A 19872-nucleotide genomic window follows, 5' to 3' on the forward strand; every position below is an offset into this window, starting at 1 on the left:
TAGTAATTAATCATCATATTATACCATAATCAAGGACTATTTTGCACCCTTAATGAGTCCCAATTTCTTAGTCTTCGTCATCTGTTTAATAGCACATTCTCTGCGTTGTGCTTCTTGTTTTTGATGAAAGCTTTCAGAATATACTAAGGTCACAGGACGACGTCCTCGCGTATACTTTGCACCACCTGAGATATGTCCATTATGAGCATCTATTCGACGTTTAAGATCTGTAGTCCATCCACAATACAAAGAATCATCTGCACATCGCACCAAGTACACATAGTGCCGTTCTTCAGACTTAGCATCCTTATTTGCCATTTTTCGCATCATCAGTGATTGGTTCCAATGTGATAGAATTGATAATTACAGGTTCAACTGGTTTATCATTGCGGCCAGTCTTAACCTTGCCAATTTTTTCAACTACATCCATACCTTGTACTACAGTACCAAAGATGGTGTGTTTATTATCTAACCAATCCGTAGGACCTAAGGTAATGAAAAATTGAGAGCCTCCTGTATTAGGGCCACGGTTTGCCATGGCAAGAACGCCCATTTTATTGAAATGTAAATCATTGGAGAATTCATCAGGAATTGTATAGCCCGGTCCACCAGCACCTGTGCCATCAGGATCTCCACCTTGAATCATAAAGCCTTCGATTACACGGTGGAATGTAACACCGTTATAGAAGCCTTTTTTAACAAGATAGTCAAAGTTTTTAACCGTAATCGGAGCTTTAGAGCCTAACAAACGAACCTTAAACTGACCATAATTTGTATCAAAAATAGCATATTCATCTGCAATCGGCGCATTCGTAAAATTAGGCATCGCCACGGTTTCTGCTTTCACAGTATTACCTTGTGGTTGCTCCCCACTTTTTGTACCACATGCTGTTGTACCAAGTACTGTAATCCCCAACATTGCGCATAAAGCCAAGCGTTTCCAGTTCATATGTCCCCCAAAATACTAATATTATATTTAACTAAATGTAGATTTAAAATTTACATAGAAAAACCGCTCAACCCATGAGCGGCTCTTTTTTAGTATATCATATTATGGCGCTATTGAGATTAAAAATATAAAAAAATAATATAACAACAAAAAACAGAGCTTCAAAGGAGCTCTGTTTTTGTAGGCCTCAACTAATCACTTAGTTAATTTGATTATTTAGAGTCAAATTGGTCTGGAGTTGTATTATTATAAGACTCAATATAATTATTGAAATTCTCAATCATTTCGTTAAGATTATTTTCATTTGCATCAGTAAGTACTTGACGTACAGAACCAACTACAGAGTTATAAGAGTTAACAAGCACTTCTCCACGATCATTATTTATGCTCTTAAGCAATGTTTGAATTTCATTAAGTTCTTTTTCTACAGCTTGTTTGTCTGCATTTTTAGGAGCTTTTTCTACATTTTCTACAAGAGTAGTCAAGCGAAGCGTAGATTCCATTGCTGCTGCATAGCCTTTTTTACCGTCTTTTTTCAATTTTTCGATTTGTTTCTTAGTTTGTTCAGTGTTAGCTTTGTTAAGAGCATCATTGAACTTCGCATAAGCTGCATCAAATTTTTCTACTTGTGCTACGTATTTAGCTGCTAGTTCTTTACCTTTAGCACCACCATCGTTCATGTAGGCTTTAGAGTCATCATAAGCTTTCAAATCTTTGAATGTTGGTACTAATTCATTAAGAATATTTAATACATTATCGCGTTCTGTGTCAACTTCTTTAAATGTAGAACCTTCTTTTTTAGATTTTTCCAAAGCATCTTTTAAAGTATCATAGTGAGGTTGACGACCAATAGCACCTTCTTGGAAACCACCCTTTAATTTAGCCAAACTATCTGCATAGTTTTGACCCCAAGTTGCATTGTCACCATTGAAGCGATTTGTTGCATCAATAAGTGTATTAAGCTTAGCAGCTGCTTTCTCATCGCTACCGCCATCAACTACGGAGGATACTACGGAGCCAATGCCACCCGCTTTATCACTGCCGCAACCAGAAACAAATAAACCTGCTGTCAATGCCGCTACACAAAGTAAAGTTGAAAATAATCTGCGTTTATTGTTCATATCTTCTCTTCTCCTTTTAACACATGAATATTGAACTAAGCGCATTATACTAACTATACTACACCAATTCTGTAGCCACAGCTACAAAAATAAATCTTCATATAAACTTCACCTGGCTTAGGGGAATTAGCGATAATTAATCAATCCATTTAAAATGCTTACACGCATTATAAATGCCATCTTTATCACAGTCTGTAGTAATATAATCAGCCTTTGCCTTTAATTCAGGGCGCGCATTACCCATAGCAATATTTAGCCACTCAGGCCTAAACATAGACAAATCATTATACCCATCACCAAATACAACAGCCTGATTTGGCTTCATTCCAAAGTGTTCAAGCATATTACGAATACCCAACGCCTTTTCCATAGGCTCATATAGAACACAGCCATCACCATAACGAATGAGCTTATGTGTCATATGCTCGATATCCTTCTCCTCTTCCTCTCCTTCCTTGAAAAACACATATATCTTATAAAATTCTTCAACACTATGAAAGTCAAAATTAGGGTCTACAGTTGTTTTAAATACATCCCAATTTGGATGCCACTCTAAAATTTCCTTATACGGCGTAATACGACCGAGTTTATTACGGTCAGTTACGGCCCAAGGAATATTATGTGATTCTAAATACTCTAAATATTTAATACATGCATCACGATCCATACCTATCATGGATACCAATTCATTATTAACAGTGATACTGTGACCACCATCTGCTACGAAATCAGTAAGGCCTGCTTGCTCTGCGAAACGCTTAGCATCCACTTGAATACGACCAGTTGCTAAGGCTACACGGTGACCACGACGCTTTAACTCATCTAAACTGTATTGAGCACTTTCAGGGATTTTACCTTCAGGCCATACAGCTAAGGTATTATCGATATCGAAAAAGAAAAACTTCTGCTCCACAGGCCCTCCTAATCACGTCCACTCATTAACTTAAATCGTTCTTTTTGCACTACATCTGGATATTTTTCACAATCCACATCGCTCACAAACATTTCTAAGGGACGTACATACATATCGCGCTCATCATACAGTTTCTGATATACTACAAACTTTTCACCCGTCTCAGAGTGAGTCGCTACATCTAGCACATAATAATACATGCCTTTAAAATGACGATATAAGCCACCCTTTACAATTTCTTGCATTTATAACCTCATCACATAACATACACAAATAGTTACAAACCATATTAATCAAGAGATTCCATATATTGAATAGCTTTAGTCAACATATCTGCTGTAATTTTATATGGAGATACATCAATATCATGAACAGATGTAGCCTTTTCAACAATTTGAGGAATATGCGATGCAGTAAGATCTAATTGTGAAAGTTTAGTAGGCCAACCTAATTCGCGATATACTGGCAACCACCGTTGTAACTCATCCATTTGTTGGTCAACGGTTAACAAAATAAGTAAGCCATAAGCTACTATTTCACCATGCAAATGATTTTCTTCTGTTTCTTTATTAGTAACACAGCCATAACATACAGCATGAGCCATGTTGCTATTATATGCCATAGGAACACAACCTGATACAACACCGGTAGTAAAGATAACAGTCATAGCAATGGTATCAAAGGCATCACTACGTTTATTAGCTTGACTATCTTTATAGGCTTGTATACCATGTGCTAAAATTGGTTCACTACACATAGAAGCTAGAGTAAGGCCTAACTGAGTATTATAGTCTTGCTCGCGATTGCGAGCAGAAAGATGAGTTTCATAGTGTTTTGCAATAGTATCTCCCATTCCTGCCCACAAGTAACGGCTTGGTGCTTCTACGAGAATATCAGCATCAATAAAGCAGTGCACAGGAGGATGATTTACAAAAGCTACGTCATCAAAAGTATGATCTGCCATGTATACAGCTGCCACTTCTGACGTTGCCGCACAAGTAGATGCAATGGTTGGAATTGTAAAGAATGGTTTATCATCTAACTCTATAGCTACTACTTTTACTGTATCCATGGCCTTACCACCACCAACAGCAAACAAAAAGTCCGCATCTTTTACAGATGCCATTTGTGCAATTTCCTTGCCTCGAGCAAAAGTACACTCTCCACCAAAGTGGATAATATCTAGCACCTTAATCCCCGCTTTATCAAGCACGGGACGAATGTGTGGCAAAGCTTTAGAAAGAGCTGTTTCGCCACCGATGATAGCTACAGACTTGCCATATAATTTTGTAAACTTTGGAATAGCGTCAAATACATCATGACCTCCAAAACTATAACTAGGTAAACAATGAGTACTACGCATAAAATTTCCTTCCTTCTTTTATCATTTATATCCTTATTTATCCTTATTATAGAAACTTCTAAACACAAAATCAATTTTATATGACAACAATCAAAACATAAAAAGGCTCTATACTCTCACAAAATGAAAGCATAGAGCCTTTATCTTTATTACTTATTATCGGAAGCAAGACCTTTATGGATAAGGCCTACAACGAAGCCTAATACCGCAAAGCTCACCCATCCCATACCAGCACTTTGGAATGGAATATATTGAGCAAAGAGTTGTTCCAAAGCTGTAGGTGCAATACCTGCAGTTTCAAGACCAGTCATGAGGGCAGAGATCATTGTGAAAGCCATAGTCCATGCATATACGCAACGACGACCACCAAACACATTATGAAGAAGTGCCAACAAAATGATTACGATAGTCAACGGATACAAGAGCATCAACACAGGGATTGCTGCACTGATGATTGTTTTCAAGCCAAACATACTGAGGACAAACGCCGCTAGAGAGAAAATTACTACATATAATTTGTAGCTAATCTTTGGTGTCAGCTTGTGGAAATACGTACCGCAAGAAGTGATAAGGCCAATACTTGTAGACAAGCAAGCTAGCAGAACGATGATAGCCAAGATGATTTGACCGAACTCACCAAACAAATAGTTAGCACTTACGGACAATACAGGAGCCCCTGTCTCGAACAAACCAAAGCGTTCAACACTTGTAGCACCGATATTAGCGATAAATACATACACGATACCAAGAAGGCCTACCGCAATTGCACCTACCTCCATTACTGTTTTTGTAATCACAGCACGAGATGTAGCACCACTGAGGCGTACAAAATCGATTACAAGAATAGCAAATACTACGGAAGCTAAGGCATCCATTGTATTGTAGCCATCTAAGAAGCCTTGTAACACAGCCGTTGGTGCATCACCATATGCCGGTTGTGGTACCGCATACCCACCAAGTGGAGTAATAAAGGATTTAACAATCAACAACAAAATTACAAGTAGTAAAGCTGGTGTCAAAATATTACCGATACGGTTAACAAGTTTTTGCGGACTAATAGATAACCACAAAGAAATACCAAAGAATAATGCCAAGAAAATTGGTTCCATATTCATATTCATGCTTAAACCTTCAGCAAAAGGTTTAATTGCGATTTCATAAGCTACAGTACCAGTACGCGGCGTCGCAAACATTGGACCAATACTCAAGTATAAAGAAATTGTGTACAACAAGCCATAAATCGGATGCACACGACTTGCAAGTTCTTCAACATCTTTACAGGAAGAGTAACCCATAGCTGCAACCCCTAAGAGTGGAAGTCCTACACCAGTTAATACGAAACCGAGCAATGCCCAACCGACATTATCACCAGCTTGTTGACCTAAGGCCGCTGGGAAGATCAAGTTCCCTGCCCCAAAGAATAGAGCAAATAACATCATGCCTATAGCCAGATAAGCACGGGTCGACAGATTATCGTTACCATTCATAAATGTAACCCCCTTTAGGTTATATAAAAATAATATTACTATTATAATCTAAAGGGGCTTGGGTATACAAGAAAAATATCCTCACTATTCTATATCCGTATAGAGTTATTCCCATAAGTAACAGACTTTAACTTTTACTTATAGAAATAAGTAGATAAATTCCTATTTTACAGTAATCATTACAGACTATTAATTGGTCATTCACTACAAAAGATTTCTTATATGAACTTGTACATCATAAAAGGTGCTCCCCCATCCCTGATCGGTAGGACGAGCTGCGGTAAGCGCATTGATTGCCACGTGAGGATCACTCGATTGAGATTGCCACCATACACCTAGTGTTACCAATGTCCCGCTCTGTACTTCATCGTCGTAGTATGCTTTAATTTTTACACTGCCACGATCGTTATAGATTTCTACCTCAGCACCATCGTTTATGTTATACATTTTTGCATCTTCTGGATGGATGCGAAGTTTCATCAACTCAGGATCATTAAAGTCTAATTCGCAGAAGCTAGAGTCCAAAATTCGAATATCATTACCATTTATAAGCCAAAACGGTGCATTATCACCATATGGAGGCATATACCGAATTAATGGTTCTACATCCTGCGGATTATATAATTCAATTTTTCCAGACGGTGTTTTGAAATCCATCTTATAACTCTCAGGTACCGTCATCTCCACAGGCTCACCATTTAAAATCAACTCTTGGTCCCTCTTGGATATACGACTCGAAGTCCGCACAATTTGTTCAATAAGATCTTTTTCACTAAGGTCAAAAAAATCATCCTCCAACCCCATGCGTTTTGCTAACTCAGCAATAACTTGCCAGTTGGAACGAGATTCACCAATTGGCTCAATCAATTTGTAACCCGTACCAATTGTGTAATGACCATAAGAATTATAAATATCATCATGCTCTACAGATGTTGTGGCCGGCAAAATAATATCCGCATATTTACAGGTATCCGTAAAAAAACGCTCATGCACAATTGTGAATAAGTCATTACGCATCAAACCTTTACGAACCACATTTTGATTAGGTGCTGTAATAGCAGGATTTGAGGAAAACACATATAAGCTATGGACCCCAACTCTTTCGGGATTTGTAAGCATCTCCCCAAGTTTAATCATAGGCATCAATCGTTTAGCTGGCGCATGAACATGAGCCTGTTGCATCACATCTTTGCCAATAAATTTACTACCACTAGCACTCGACAACAATCCACCCCCAGGATATTGCCATGCTCCAACCACAGCAGGCAAGGCATTAATAGCACGGCATGTCATAGCACCATTGCCATATCGAGATAGTCCACTGCCGAGACGAATAAACGGCGCTTTTGACTTTGCATAAGCATGAGCAAACTCAGTCATCCGCTCCACAGAAACACCGCAAATTTCAGCCGCTTTTCCCGGCGTAAAGTCAAGCAACACCTCTTTTACCAACTCATCGTAGCCTTGGACATGCTTCTTAATAAAATCTATATCTGCCAAGCCATCACGATGAATGATATGGAGCATCCCTAAAGCTAGTGCCCCATCACTTCCTGGTTTAACGTAAATATGTTCATGAGCTTGGCTAAAAGTATAAGTTTTATGAGTGTCGATAATCCAAACGCGAGCCCCCTTCTTTTTCGCAATGTTCACATCATGTAAAATATGAACATCTGTGGCTGTCGCATTTATCCCCCACAAGACGATAAGATCACTATGTTGCGCCTCTTGTGGTTTAATCGCTAAGGTATCACCGTAAACAGAACGGAACCCCGCTTGTTTAGCAGGAGAGCAAATACCTCGATCTTGGTCTGTAGCACCAATACAACGGAAAAAATAATCTGCTGCAGGACTCTGAATAACCCCCATTGTTCCTGCATAAGAGTAACGCAAAATACTTTCACTGCCATAAGTATCAATAGTTTCTTTGAAATTATTGACAATTGCATCAAGGGCTTCATCCCAACTAATACGAGTGTACTGATCTTCACCAATTCCCTTTTTACCGACACGCTTCATAGGGGACTTCAAGCGCAATGGAGAATGGATTACCTTTTCATAATGTGCCATCTTAGGGCATAGTGTACCTCTTGTGAAAGCATGTGCTCTATCCCCTCGAACAGATATTACTTTATTATTATCGACTGATACAATGAGACCGCATGCATCGGGACAATCGTATGGGCATACAGATTTATATTCTTTCATAATAAGCACCTCGCTTATAAATTGTATAAACTATAGGATGTATATTTATATTATATTATAGTATGACTCGTATAAGTATAACCTTTTGCACATCTTCTGAATTAAAAAGGTTTTAGAAATGATTATTTTATGTATATCAATGCATTCGATTATCACATTACATTTATGACCTCATCATTTATTTTGATATATATAGTTAGACATTTCAAGTTTTATCGATATCTATCCATTATCATTCTTGTCCAATGCCTAAACAGATATACTAATAAGTTCTATAAAAATACCAAAATTCTTCAAAAAAATCATGTAATCATTACTAAAAGTCATAACCATATAGTTTTAGGTATAATCAGACATTTTAATAGTGTCGTATAGATTATGTGACAAAAATCACCGGTACGTATGCGTATTTAGTAATGTCGTTCAGACTGTAAGACTATTCAATCTCACTTGTTTCTGTGCTATACTGACAGTGTCATTTGAGAGGATATAGAACTCACAAGAAATCATTTTGAATTCATGGTTATCTAATGTGAAGTAGCTATATCAGGTACATATTTTCTGAAAAGAGGTTTTAACGATGGCAGACGCAAAAAACACTGTGTTATTCCCTTATGAAACACTAAAAAAATTGAGCATGGACGCTTTCCAAAAATTTGGTTTCTCCGAAAAAGAAGCTGACATCATCCAAGACGTACTTTTGACTTCTGACTTGTTCGGTATTCAAAGCCATGGTATGCAACGTATGGTTCGTTACCATAAAGGTATCACTAATGGCTTGATTAAAATCGACGCTAAACCTGAAATCGTAAAAGAAACTCCAATTTCTGCAGTTATCGACGGTCATGACGGCATGGGTCAATTATTGGGTCATAAAGCTATGGAAATGGCTATCGAAAAAGCTAAAAAATCCGGTGTTGGTATCGTATCCGTACGTAACTCCAACCACTACGGTATCGCCGGTTACTATGCTAAAATGGCATCCGACCAAGGCTTAATCGGTTTCTCTTGTACAAACTCCGAAGCAATCATGGTTCCTACATATGCTCGTAAAGCTATGCTTGGTTCTAACCCTATCGCTTGGACTGTACCAGCTGATCCAGTTGACTTCTTCTTCGATTGCTCCACTACAGTAGTAACTCGTGGTAAACTTGAAATGTACAACAAAATGGGCAAAGCTACTCCAGATGGCTGGGCTGTTAATAAAGACGGCGTTCCTTCCACTGATGCAGCTGAAGTATTGGGCAACATCTCCCGTCATGAAGGTGGCGGTATCCTTCCTTTAGGTGGTGCTACAGAAGTTCTTGGCGGTCACAAAGGTTATGGTAACGGCATGATTGCTGAGTTGTTCTCCTCTATCTTGTCCCAAGGTGGTACTTCCAACAAATGTATGGTTGGTGGTAAATCCAACATCTGTCATGGCTTCATGGCTATCAACCCTGAATTCTTCGGTGACCCTGCGGAAATCAAAAAACACTTCTCCCAATTCTTACAAGAATTACGTGAAGCACCTAAAGCTCAAGGTCAAGATCGTATCTATACTCATGGCGAAAAAGAACATGAATCCGTTGAAAAAGTTAAAGCTGAAGGCATCCCTGTACTTAACGGTACAATGCTTGAAGTTCAAGACCTTTGCAATGAATTAGGTCTAGACTTCAAATCCTACTTCGGCGATTATGTACCAGAAGCTCCTGCTACAATGTTCAAAGGTAACTACTAATACCTAAACTTAGTAATGGCCCTAACAAGGACTTGTAGTTAGTACAGAAGGGGACATAAACACTGTTTATGTCCCCTCTCTTATGTTTTTAACCTCATAGGCTATGAGGTTAAAAAATTTTATGTACTATATCAATTTTTATGATAAGTATATCTGTTATTTTATTGTAAGCTTTTATTTTAACTGAACTTTTACAAATTAACATCATAGCGATTTATTCATCAATTAAATTGATTAAACTACGTCGTCCTGTTGAGCATATATTTTTGTTTTACTTGAAAGGATGATCTTAGAAATGAGTGCTATCACCGTTCTATTAGCGCTATCTCCAATCATTTGGTTGATTGTAGCGTTATCCATCTTGAAATTACCTGCATGGCAAGCAACAAGTGTTGCTGCGATTGGTTCTTTCATTATCGCTATTACAGCATTCCAAGCTGACCCATTTATTATGGTCACTGGTGCCCTTGAAGGTGCCGCATTGGCAATCTGGCCAATCCTATTAGTTATTACAGCTGCTATCTTCGTTTATAACTTGGTAGTACATACGAAAGCAATGGAAACTATTAAAACCATGCTTTCTTCTGTAACATCTGATACTCGTGTACTTGCATTACTACTTGCATGGGGCTTTGGTGCCTTCATGGAAGGTATGGCTGGCTTCGGTACTGCCGTTGCAATTCCTGCAGCTATGATGGTTGCCGTAGGTTTTGACCCACTTAAATCTATCATCGCATGTCTCGTTGCAAACTCCGTACCAACAACATTTGGTTCTATCGGGATTCCAACAACTACATTGGCATCCTTAACAAACCTTGATCCAAGCCATTTAGGTACATTCATTTCCGTACAATTGTTCTTGCTTAACCTTATCGCTCCATTCTTTGTTGTTATGATTATTGGTGGCGGTATTAAAGCGTTAAAAGGCGTATTCCTTGTAACATTGCTTTCTGGTTTAGCATTAGCAGTTCCTGAAACTGTAATCAACGCTGTAATGGGTCCAGAATTATCCGTAATTTCTGCATCCATCGTTATCATGGCAGTTATCATTGGTTGTGCAAAAATCATGCCTCCTAATGATCCTAAATACGCAGTTAAACAAACTGGCGAAGTCCCTAAAGTTTCTGGTGGCGAAGGCCTTGTAGCTGCAATGCCATTCATCTTAATCTTCGTATTATTGTTATTAACTTCTAAATTGTTCCCTGCAATTAATGGTCCTCTTGCGTCCATTAAAACATCTGTACCTATTTATCAAGGTGCTGGTGCAAAACCTTACACATTCGTATGGATTGCAACTCCTGGTATTATGATTTTTATCGCTGGTATTGTTGGTGGTTTCATCCAAAAAGCAAAAGCTGGCGAAATCTTCGGTACATTGGGTAGCACAGTTAAAAACTTGAAATTCACATACCTTACAATCATCACAGTTGTTATGACAGCTAAATTAATGACTTACTCTGGTATGACTGCAGACATTGCAAAAGCAATGGTTGCTGGTACAGGTACATTGTATCCTCTATTCGCTCCTATCGTGGGTGCGTTGGGTGCATTCTTAACTGGTTCTGGTACAAACTCCAACGTATTGTTTGGTCCACTTCAAATCGCTGCAGCTCAAGGTTTAGATCCTACAAACTTCGAAGACCTTGGCTTCTGGTTGGCAGCAGTTAACTCCGGTGCAGCTGGTATCGGCAAAATGTTGTCCCCACAATCCATCGCGATTTCTATTGGTGCCGTAGGACCTGCTTTAAAAGCATACCTAGAAAACCACAAAGAAATCAGTGCTGAAGAAGCTCATAAACTAGAACATGAAATCGAAGCAAGCGTTATCATGAACAGCGCATTCAAATACTTCTTGATCTTCATCGTTATGCATGGTTGTATCTCCTTCTTCGGTCAACATTTCATCCATGAAATTCACCACTTCTTCTTCTAAGAACTGGTAACAATACAAAAAAGAACAGCTTTTCACGAGCTGTTCTTTTTTTGTTGCCACATATGAGAATACTACATATAACATGGCTTAATGATAATACAGTTTAGAGTTCACTAATTTGCTATAAATAATTGTAACAATCTATTAATAAGCCGCTTGCTCTACTTCCCATTTAGTAAAGGTCCCAGTATCTGTATCAATTTCAAAATCATATTCATAACCGTTATAATGTATTTCACCTTCATACTCTAAACGGCCATTCTCATAATCACGATTGAATTCAGTTACATTTGCAACTGTTGCACCCGGCACACGTGCTAAGGCGCTTTGAACAGCCTCATCAGAACTAATTGCTTCTACAGATGAAATCGTAGCTGTCCCGATTACTACTATTGCAGCTAACACAAAACCTTTTAGTAAATATTTCATATAATTCTCCCATCGCCAATAAACACATTGATATTTTTAGATATAATTAATATACTAATTGTAATCTATAAATAGAGATATAGCAAAGTCAATATTTCATATAGATATTTTTTCTCAATCATGGTAAAATACATCGTATCAAATAGAAAAAATTAAATGCAGTCTGCGAAGTGCGATTCGCAGACTTTTATTTTTCTCACTTTAGTATAGGAGGGTTTTATGACTCAAGAAAATTCTGCTAAGGTCTCTTTCATCTTAGTAGTATTCCTTGGTCTGTTGACAGCCATCACACCACTTGCAACAGATTTATATTTACCAGCATTACCAATTATGCCTAGTGAACTAAATACATCTGCATCAAATATTCAAATGACCATTGGTGTGATGACTTTTGGTGTTGCATTAGGTCAATTATTTGGAGGTCCTATTAGTGATACTATGGGCCGCAAGTTGCCTCTTATAACAGGCAACTTACTTTGCGTTATCTCTAGCATAATCTGTGCTTATGCACCAAGCATTGAAATACTTTTACTAGGACGCTTTCTACAAGGTTTAACAGGATCTGTGGGCGTTGTAATTGCTAAGGCCATCGCTCGAGATTTTGCATTTGGTCAAGAATTGACTAAACTCTTTGCATTGCTCATGATGGTTAACGGTTTGGCGCCAGTAATCGCTCCGCTCATCGGAGGTCAATTATTACTATTCACTACATGGCGCGTTATCTTCGTTATTTTAGCAATATTTTCTGCTATTCTATTAGTGGGATCTCTTCTCTTCCGTGAAAGCTTACCTAAAGAAAAACGCGTTACAGGTGGCGTTGCAACTGCTACAAAGAACTACATTACGCTTATTAAAGATAAGCGATTCCTTGGGCAAACACTAATCCAATTCTTTGCTTTTGGTGGATTCTTTGCGTATATCTCAGGTTCATCCTTTGTATACCAAAACATCTTCCAACTATCTGCACAAGAATTTAGCTATCTCTTTGGTATCAATAGCTGTGGTATTATCTTAGCTAGTGCCATAAGCGCTAGATTAAGTAATGTAATCACAGTTCGACAATTACTAACATTTGCCCTCTGGCAACTAACAATCGGCTCCTTGCTATTCTTAATAGCTATGCTTTTCGAATGGCCACTTATTCCTGTAACGGCCATTCTATTCTTTACCGTATGTACAGTATCCCTATTTGGCTCTGCCTCTTTCTCTATGGCAATGGCTAAATACGGTAAAATGGCTGGAAGTGCCTCTGCAGTACTTGGCTTTGCTAGCATGTTCTCTGCAGGAATCGTATCTCCATTAGTTGGTATTGGTGGGGAATATACGGGGATTCCCATGGGGATTACAATGCTAGTATGTGCAGTGCTTTCCTTATTGTGCCTATATGGTTTGGTAGAAAAAGATTAATCTCTTTTACACATTTGTATAAGCCCCACAATGGGGCCCGACTACAACAAAATAATATTAGTATATAAATAAGATACCCCTTTCCTTGCTCAGTACTTCGTAAAATCGCTTCGGAAAGGGGTATCGTATTTATATTAACATTATATCTATAGAGGCGTCCCATTGTTGGGCTTTACAAGCATATTTCAAAATAGATTAATTCTTTAACTCTACAAACACCTAGGCATAATAACGAAAACCACCTACACAACTGATTGTAGGAGAAAGGAGATGTGCCATAGGCACATCTCCACATTTCTTCCCCCTCCTCTATCCAGTTATATTTTCAATGGGACATCTTCATAATTAGCGTATATAGAAAAGAATACAGCCCTCTCTGCAGCGATTTTACGGAACGTAGTGACGTACTGAGCCAAGAGAGGGCTGTATTTTTTCTATACTAGTAATATGCAGTTGTATTCGGGCCCCATTATAAAATGTAAGGGACCTTATCGCTTATTCACTAAATTCCATCCCAACTTCTCCCCACTGCACTAGTTATATTTTCAATGGGACCGCTTCATAACAGGTGTATATAGAAAAGAACACAGCCCTCTCTGCAGCGATTTTACGAAGTGTAGCGCCGTACTGAGCCAAGAGAGGGCTGTGTTTTTTCTATACTAGTGTTATGTAGTTGTCACGGAGCCCCATTGAAAATATAACAGAGCACCCTTATTCAAACATTGTCGATAGTAGTAGTTTCAATCGGTTTGCTTGGTTAACCGCACTGGATCCTGGATCGTAGTCGATAGCTGCGATTCGCACGTCTGGGTAGGCAGCGGATAGTGTTTTTACCATGCCTTTACCTGTTACGTGGTTTGGTAAACATCCAAATGGTTGTAAGCATACGATTTGTTTAGCCCCTTTTTCGATGAGGTCAATCATATCGCCTGTGAGGAACCAGCCTTCACCACATTGGTTACCAAGTCCGATGAATTGAGCTGCTTCTTTCGCTACTTCTGTCATACGTTGTAACGGGTCAAAGTGTTTTGACGCTGCTACGGCTTTTGCATATGGCAAGCGGTAGAGTTCAAGGGCTTCACGAGCCAATGTACCGAAGAAGCCAGATAGCCATGTACCATCAAGGTGCTTAGCACGGTATGTGCTATCCATTGCACAATACAAGAAGAAATCTAGCAAGCCAGATGTAACGACTTCGCCGCCTTCCTTTTCAATGAGCTCATTAATATGATTGTTAGCACTTGGATGGAATTTAACGTAAATTTCCCCTACAACGCCAACACGAGGTTTCTGTACATCCTTGTTGACTGGCAAGTTATCAAAGTCATGAATGATTTCTTTGATGTACTTATTATATTGTCGAAGACTGGCAGATGTAATATTATCACGTAATTTTTTAATCCAATAATCACATAATGCATCGGTAGAACCAGGATTTGTCTCGTATGGCCGTGTGGCAAGAACACATTGCATGAGCGCATCACCGTATACAACAGCTTGAATCATGCGATGTAAGAAACCTTTTGTCAACTTAAAGCCTGGTTGGCGTTCCATATCACTCGCATTAAGAGATAGAATAGGTACTTGTTTCATACCAGCATCAATCAATGCTTTACGTAAGTAACCGATGTAGTTTGTAGCACGACAACCACCACCAGTTTGAGAGATGATAACAGCCGTCTTATCTACATCATATTTACCGGATAATAGTGCGGACATGAGCTGCCCTACAACGATAATCGCTGGGTAACATGCATCATTATTAATGTATTTTAAACCCACTTCGATATCGTCACGCGTAGGCGCTGGCAACATTTCAAAGTCATATCCTTCATTTTTGAGAACTGGCTCTAAGAGGCTAAAATGCAATGGTGACATTTGTGGTACCAAGATTTTATAAGTCTTACGCATTTCTTCTGTAAAGACAACGCGATTGTAATCGTAAGTTGGTAATTTCTCTACCACTACCTCTTCCGGCGCCTCAGGATTATGATGACGACGCAAACTACGTTCCATTACAGATTGCAAGGATCGCAAACGGATTGTCACGGCTCCAAGGTTTGTACCTTCATCGATTTTGAGCAAGGTATGGATTTTGTGGTTTGCTGAAAGTATATCTTTTACCTGATCTGCTACGATAGAATCCAGTCCACAACCAAAGGAGTTAAGCTCTACAATTTGGAATCCTTCAGTTCTACTTACAAATTCAGCGGCACGATATAGGCGACTATGGTAGGACCATTGGTCTACAACACGTAAATGCTTGATTTCATTGCCTAATGGTGCAACGCCATCTTCTGTAAGAACAGCCATACCAAGAGATGTGATAAGTTCAGGAATACCGTGGTTAATACCGGAGTCCAAATGATATGGACGGCCAGCCAATACGATTGTCGGAATTTGTTCTGCCACGAGGCGAGACACAGTTTTCTTTGTCGTTTCACGGTAAGACGCTTTACAGTTTTCCTGCTCTTCCCAAGCGAGGTCTACAGCCTTAGCAATATCCTTCTTCTTTAAGTTTAAAAAATCCAATGCTTTCACAAGGGCCGGAACAAGGGATTTTTTATCAGCTAACGGCAAGAATGGTGCGTGGAATGGAGTATCGCCCAATACCTCTTGCATATTATTTTTGATAAGTTCTGGATAGGAAATAACCATTGGACAATGGTAATTATTGTCGCGGCTAAATTCCTTAGGGCCATGTTGAATACAAGGGTACCAAATAAAGTCTACCTGTGCATTCGCTAAGTCGCGAATGTGACCATGAACAGCTTTTGCTGGATAGCAAGCCGTATCGGATGGAATCGTATCGATAGCCTTATTGTATTGATCCTTAGTCGTATAATCTGAAAGGATTACTTCATAACCCAAGCTATTGAAGAATGTAAACCAGAATGGGAAGTCCTCATACATGTTGAGAACGCGAGGAATACCTACACGCATTTTACCTTCAAACTCTGGAATGTTTTTCTTCAAGTAGTAATCAAAGTAACGACGTAATTTTACATCTACCAAGTTAGGAACTGGCTTACGTTTCTCTTGGATCATATCGCCAGCACCGCGATCACAACGGTTGCCCGTTACGTACGTACGACCATCGGAGAAAGCATTGATAGTAAGCATGCAGTTATTTGGGCAAAGGCCACAATTGCGCATTGTCGTAGATACTTGTAAAGAATTAAGGCCTTCACTATCTAGCAATGTACTTTCACCCTTTTGTAACTCTTCCGCCGTTTCCGCTGCAAGAAGAGCCATACCGTATGCACCCATCAATCCAGATACGTCAGGGCGAATCACCTCTACGCCCATCAATTTCTCAAAGGCACGCAAAACGGATTCGTTATAGAACGTACCACCTTGTACAACGATATGATCGCCTAATTCTTTAGGGTCTTTCACCTTAAGAACCTTATAAAGGGCATTTTTAATTACAGAATAAGCAAGACCTGCCGCGATATCTTGTACCGTAGCACCTTCTTTTTGAGCCTGCTTAACCTTAGAGTTCATAAATACGGTACAACGAGAGCCTAAGTCGATTGGCATAGGCGCCAATAACCCTTCTTTTGCGAATTGATCGATTGGAATTCGTAGACCGGATGCAAATGTATCAATAAAAGAGCCGCAACCAGAGGAGCAAGCTTCGTTCAACACGATATCTTCGATATACCCATCACGAACCTTACAGCATTTCATATCTTGACCGCCAATATCCAAAATAAAGGACACATCAGGGCAGAAGAATCGGGCCGCACGATAGTGAGCCATCGTTTCTACTTCACCAATATCGATGCCGAGGGCGCGTTTAAGAAAGGCCTCACCGTAGCCAGTTACGCCAGAGTGTGCAATATAAGCACCTTTAGGCAATAATGTATAAATTTGCTCAATAATTTCACGAGATTTTTCTAATGGTTTACCGTGGTTAGGACCATAGTGGGAGAAGATAATTTCCTTATTGCTATTAATGAGTACTACCTTTAGCGTAGTAGAACCAGCATCAATACCAAGATAGCAAGGACCTTGAGCATCCTCAATATTCGCCTTTGGCGTTACCGCCTTAGCGTGACGAGCACGAAATTCTTCTAATTCTTGTTCATTCTTAAATAGCGGATCGACACGGTCTGTAGCTTCCATAGGAATACCGATAAGTGCACCGATTTCCTTTGTCAATTGACCAACAGTGATCTCACGGCACTCATCTTTCATCAATGCCGCCCCTAAAGCAATGAACAACTCACCATTCTCAGGGATAATGCGATGCGCTTCATCCAACTCTAAAGTATCGCAGAAGCATTGGCGCAACTCGGATAAGAATGTCAATGGACCGCCAAGGAATGCTACATTACCTTCGATTTTATGTCCGCAGGCAAGGCCAGCAATCGTTTGGTTTACAATTGCTTGGAATACGGATTTTGCAATATTTTCATGAGATGCGCCTTGATTTAACAAAGCTTGTACATCTGTTTTAGCAAATACGCCACAACGTGCCGCAATTGGATAAATCGTATCAGCATTCATGGCTAATTGGTTAAGACCAGATGCATCTGTCTGCAATAAGGTCGCCATTTGGTCGATAAAAGCACCCGTACCACCAGCACAGGAACCATTCATACGGTGTTCTGCAGTTTGACCTAAATACGTAACCTTCGCATCTTCACCACCAAGTTCGATGATAACGTCTGTCTCTGGATAGAGGGCTTTTACAGCTCGCGTTTCAGCAATCACCTCTTGTACGAATGGGATGCGCACCTTTTCGGCCATAGCCATCCCACCAGAACCAGTAATACATACATGAACAAGAGCATCTTCATGACCTACTTGAGCCTCTTGTAGCAAAGTATATACGGTGTCCAATATGTTTGCATAATGGCGTATGTACTTTTTATACAAATAATTATCGTGTTCGTCCAATAATACAACTTTAACCGTTGTAGACCCCACGTCAATCCCCATGCGTAGCATGTGCTGCATAAATACCTCTCTTTTTAACGACCGTATAACCACCTAAGTGACCATACTTATTTTGTGAAAGTCTCACATGTAATATGTACAACATATATACTGTACTAAGCATCTAAAATAAATAATTAAATTAGATAAGGATATAATACTTTCACCAAAATATCTAAATTTTTAAATATCCTATCTTTATTATACAACAATAGCAGTTAAAATCTAAGTTATTTCTATATCTAAAATGTTATAGAAAATATGTTAAGATTTGAATTTCAAAGTCATATATATAATAGGATGTAAAAAATATTATACCATTTTACAATGAAAAGTAACGTATCTTTTGCAACATAACAGGTCAAATCAAATGTATTAATTGCATTAGACAAAATGTAATTTATAAGAAACTAACCCCAAAATTGATTCCAATTTTGGGGTTAGTTCATAAAACAGTACGTCTTATTCGTATCAATAAAGTTAATCTGAGGAGATGCTTTGTGAAATACATTATGTTATTAACAAATCAGTTGATTAGAACGCTGGGATAATAGCCCCTTTGTAATGTTCTTCAATGAACTTCTTAACTTCTGGAGATTGTAATGCTTTAGCTAATTTTTGAATAGCTGGTTTATTTTCATCACCAGGGTTTACGGAAAGAAGATTTGCATATGGAGAATCCGCTTTTTCTACGAATAAACCATCTTTTGTAGGATTAAGACCTGCTGGCAATGCATAGTTAGCATTAATTACAGCTGCGTCTAAGTCTTGAATGGAACGAGGAATTTGAGCTGCCTCTAACTCTGTAATTTGGATATTTTTAGGGTTGCTAGTCACATCAAATGGTGTGTTAGTCAAACCAGTTGGGTCTTTCAAAGTTACAAGACCTGCACTTTGCAACAATAAAAGTGCACGAGCACTGTTTGTTGGATCAGATGGAATCGCTACTTTTGCGCCATTTGGCAAATCTTTCAAATCTTTAATTTTTTGAGAGTAAATAGCCAATGGTTCGATGTGAACTGGTGCAAAACTTACGAAGTTTGTACCATAATCTTTATTGAAGTTATTTTGGTAAGGCACGTTAGCAAAGAAGTTTGCATCTACTTCATGGCTAGATAATGCCATGTTTGGTTGAATGTAGTCTGTAAATTCAATGATTTGAAGATCTACACCTTCCTTAGCCAATAAAGGCTTGATTTGATTTAAGATTTCAGCATGAGGTACAGGGTTCGCTGCCACTTTTAACACCTCTGCTTTAGAGCTACCAGCATTGCTGGAACTTTCATTGGTTGTGGAAGAGCCACAACCACTAATCAATAAGGACGCGCCTAATACGGCCATCGCTGCTAATGCTAACCATTTTTTCATGTAATCCTCCTATCTACGATGAACACC

Annotated in this window: 14 protein-coding genes; 3 read left to right on the plus strand and 11 right to left on the minus strand. The window is 39.0% G+C overall.

Translation table 11 applies throughout. The features are described from left to right. Positions 1-36 precede the first annotated feature (36 nt). From ACLRYO_RS04525 to ACLRYO_RS04560, 8 genes are all read right to left on the minus strand, one after another. On the minus strand, positions 37-318 hold the full coding sequence (locus ACLRYO_RS04525; RefSeq protein WP_278457227.1) for a GIY-YIG nuclease family protein: 282 nt from the start codon (positions 316-318) through the stop codon (positions 37-39). Beyond that, the gene (locus ACLRYO_RS04530; RefSeq protein ID WP_295814937.1) at positions 308-949 is read right to left on the minus strand and encodes a peptidylprolyl isomerase; all 642 of its coding nucleotides are present in this window, start codon (positions 947-949) and stop codon (positions 308-310) included. Before ACLRYO_RS04530 ends, ACLRYO_RS04525 begins: the two co-directional genes overlap by 11 nt. A gap of 212 nt (positions 950-1161) precedes the next feature. Next, positions 1162-2070 carry a DUF3829 domain-containing protein gene (locus tag ACLRYO_RS04535; RefSeq protein WP_278457230.1) on the minus strand — a complete coding sequence of 303 codons (909 nt, stop codon included), beginning with the start codon at positions 2068-2070 and terminating at the stop codon, positions 1162-1164. Between the two features lie 136 nt (positions 2071-2206). After that, complete coding sequence (locus ACLRYO_RS04540; RefSeq protein ID WP_004695003.1) at positions 2207-2983, minus strand: HAD family hydrolase; 777 nt, start codon at positions 2981-2983, stop codon at positions 2207-2209. 8 nt (positions 2984-2991) lie between these two features. Further along, positions 2992-3228 carry a DUF1653 domain-containing protein gene (locus tag ACLRYO_RS04545; protein ID WP_021148568.1) on the minus strand — a complete coding sequence of 79 codons (237 nt, stop codon included), beginning with the start codon at positions 3226-3228 and terminating at the stop codon, positions 2992-2994. A 44-nt stretch (positions 3229-3272) separates the two neighbouring features. Continuing rightward, the gene (locus tag ACLRYO_RS04550) at positions 3273-4346 is read right to left on the minus strand and encodes an iron-containing alcohol dehydrogenase family protein (protein ID WP_413084688.1); all 1074 of its coding nucleotides are present in this window, start codon (positions 4344-4346) and stop codon (positions 3273-3275) included. Positions 4347-4495: 149 nt separating this feature from the next. Next, entirely contained in the window at positions 4496-5833 is a 1338-nt protein-coding gene (gene brnQ, locus ACLRYO_RS04555; RefSeq protein WP_004694992.1) for a branched-chain amino acid transport system II carrier protein, read from the minus strand. A gap of 204 nt (positions 5834-6037) precedes the next feature. Then, positions 6038-8041 (minus strand): molybdopterin-dependent oxidoreductase, encoded by a 2004-nt coding sequence (locus tag ACLRYO_RS04560; protein ID WP_413084689.1) that lies wholly within the window; start codon positions 8039-8041, stop codon positions 6038-6040. 580 nt (positions 8042-8621) lie between these two features. Between ACLRYO_RS04560 and ACLRYO_RS04565 the strand changes: the two genes are divergently transcribed. Together ACLRYO_RS04565 and ACLRYO_RS04570 are read left to right on the plus strand one after the other, a co-directional pair. Then, complete coding sequence (locus ACLRYO_RS04565; protein WP_004698291.1) at positions 8622-9761, plus strand: Ldh family oxidoreductase; 1140 nt, start codon at positions 8622-8624, stop codon at positions 9759-9761. A 295-nt stretch (positions 9762-10056) separates the two neighbouring features. Further along, positions 10057-11694, plus strand: a complete 1638-nt coding sequence (locus ACLRYO_RS04570) for an L-lactate permease (RefSeq protein WP_004694986.1) — start codon at positions 10057-10059, stop codon at positions 11692-11694. 144 nt (positions 11695-11838) lie between these two features. Here the strand turns inward: ACLRYO_RS04570 and ACLRYO_RS04575 are convergent, their stop codons facing one another. Further along, positions 11839-12123 (minus strand): PepSY domain-containing protein, encoded by a 285-nt coding sequence (locus tag ACLRYO_RS04575; protein WP_155085932.1) that lies wholly within the window; start codon positions 12121-12123, stop codon positions 11839-11841. A 219-nt stretch (positions 12124-12342) separates the two neighbouring features. Between ACLRYO_RS04575 and ACLRYO_RS04580 the strand changes: the two genes are divergently transcribed. Continuing rightward, positions 12343-13530, plus strand: a complete 1188-nt coding sequence (locus ACLRYO_RS04580) for a multidrug effflux MFS transporter (protein ID WP_004698123.1) — start codon at positions 12343-12345, stop codon at positions 13528-13530. Between the two features lie 711 nt (positions 13531-14241). Here ACLRYO_RS04580 and ACLRYO_RS04585 read toward each other — a convergent pair. Then, positions 14242-18498, minus strand: a complete 4257-nt coding sequence (locus ACLRYO_RS04585; protein ID WP_413084690.1) for an acyl-CoA dehydratase activase-related protein — start codon at positions 18496-18498, stop codon at positions 14242-14244. Positions 18499-19011: 513 nt separating this feature from the next. Continuing rightward, a complete protein-coding gene (locus ACLRYO_RS04590; RefSeq protein WP_413084691.1) occupies positions 19012-19845 on the minus strand; it encodes a MetQ/NlpA family ABC transporter substrate-binding protein in 834 nt (277 codons plus the stop codon). Positions 19846-19872 lie beyond the last annotated feature (27 nt).

This window comes from Veillonella parvula (genome assembly GCF_047241225.1).
Classification (GTDB): domain Bacteria; phylum Bacillota; class Negativicutes; order Veillonellales; family Veillonellaceae; genus Veillonella; species Veillonella parvula_O.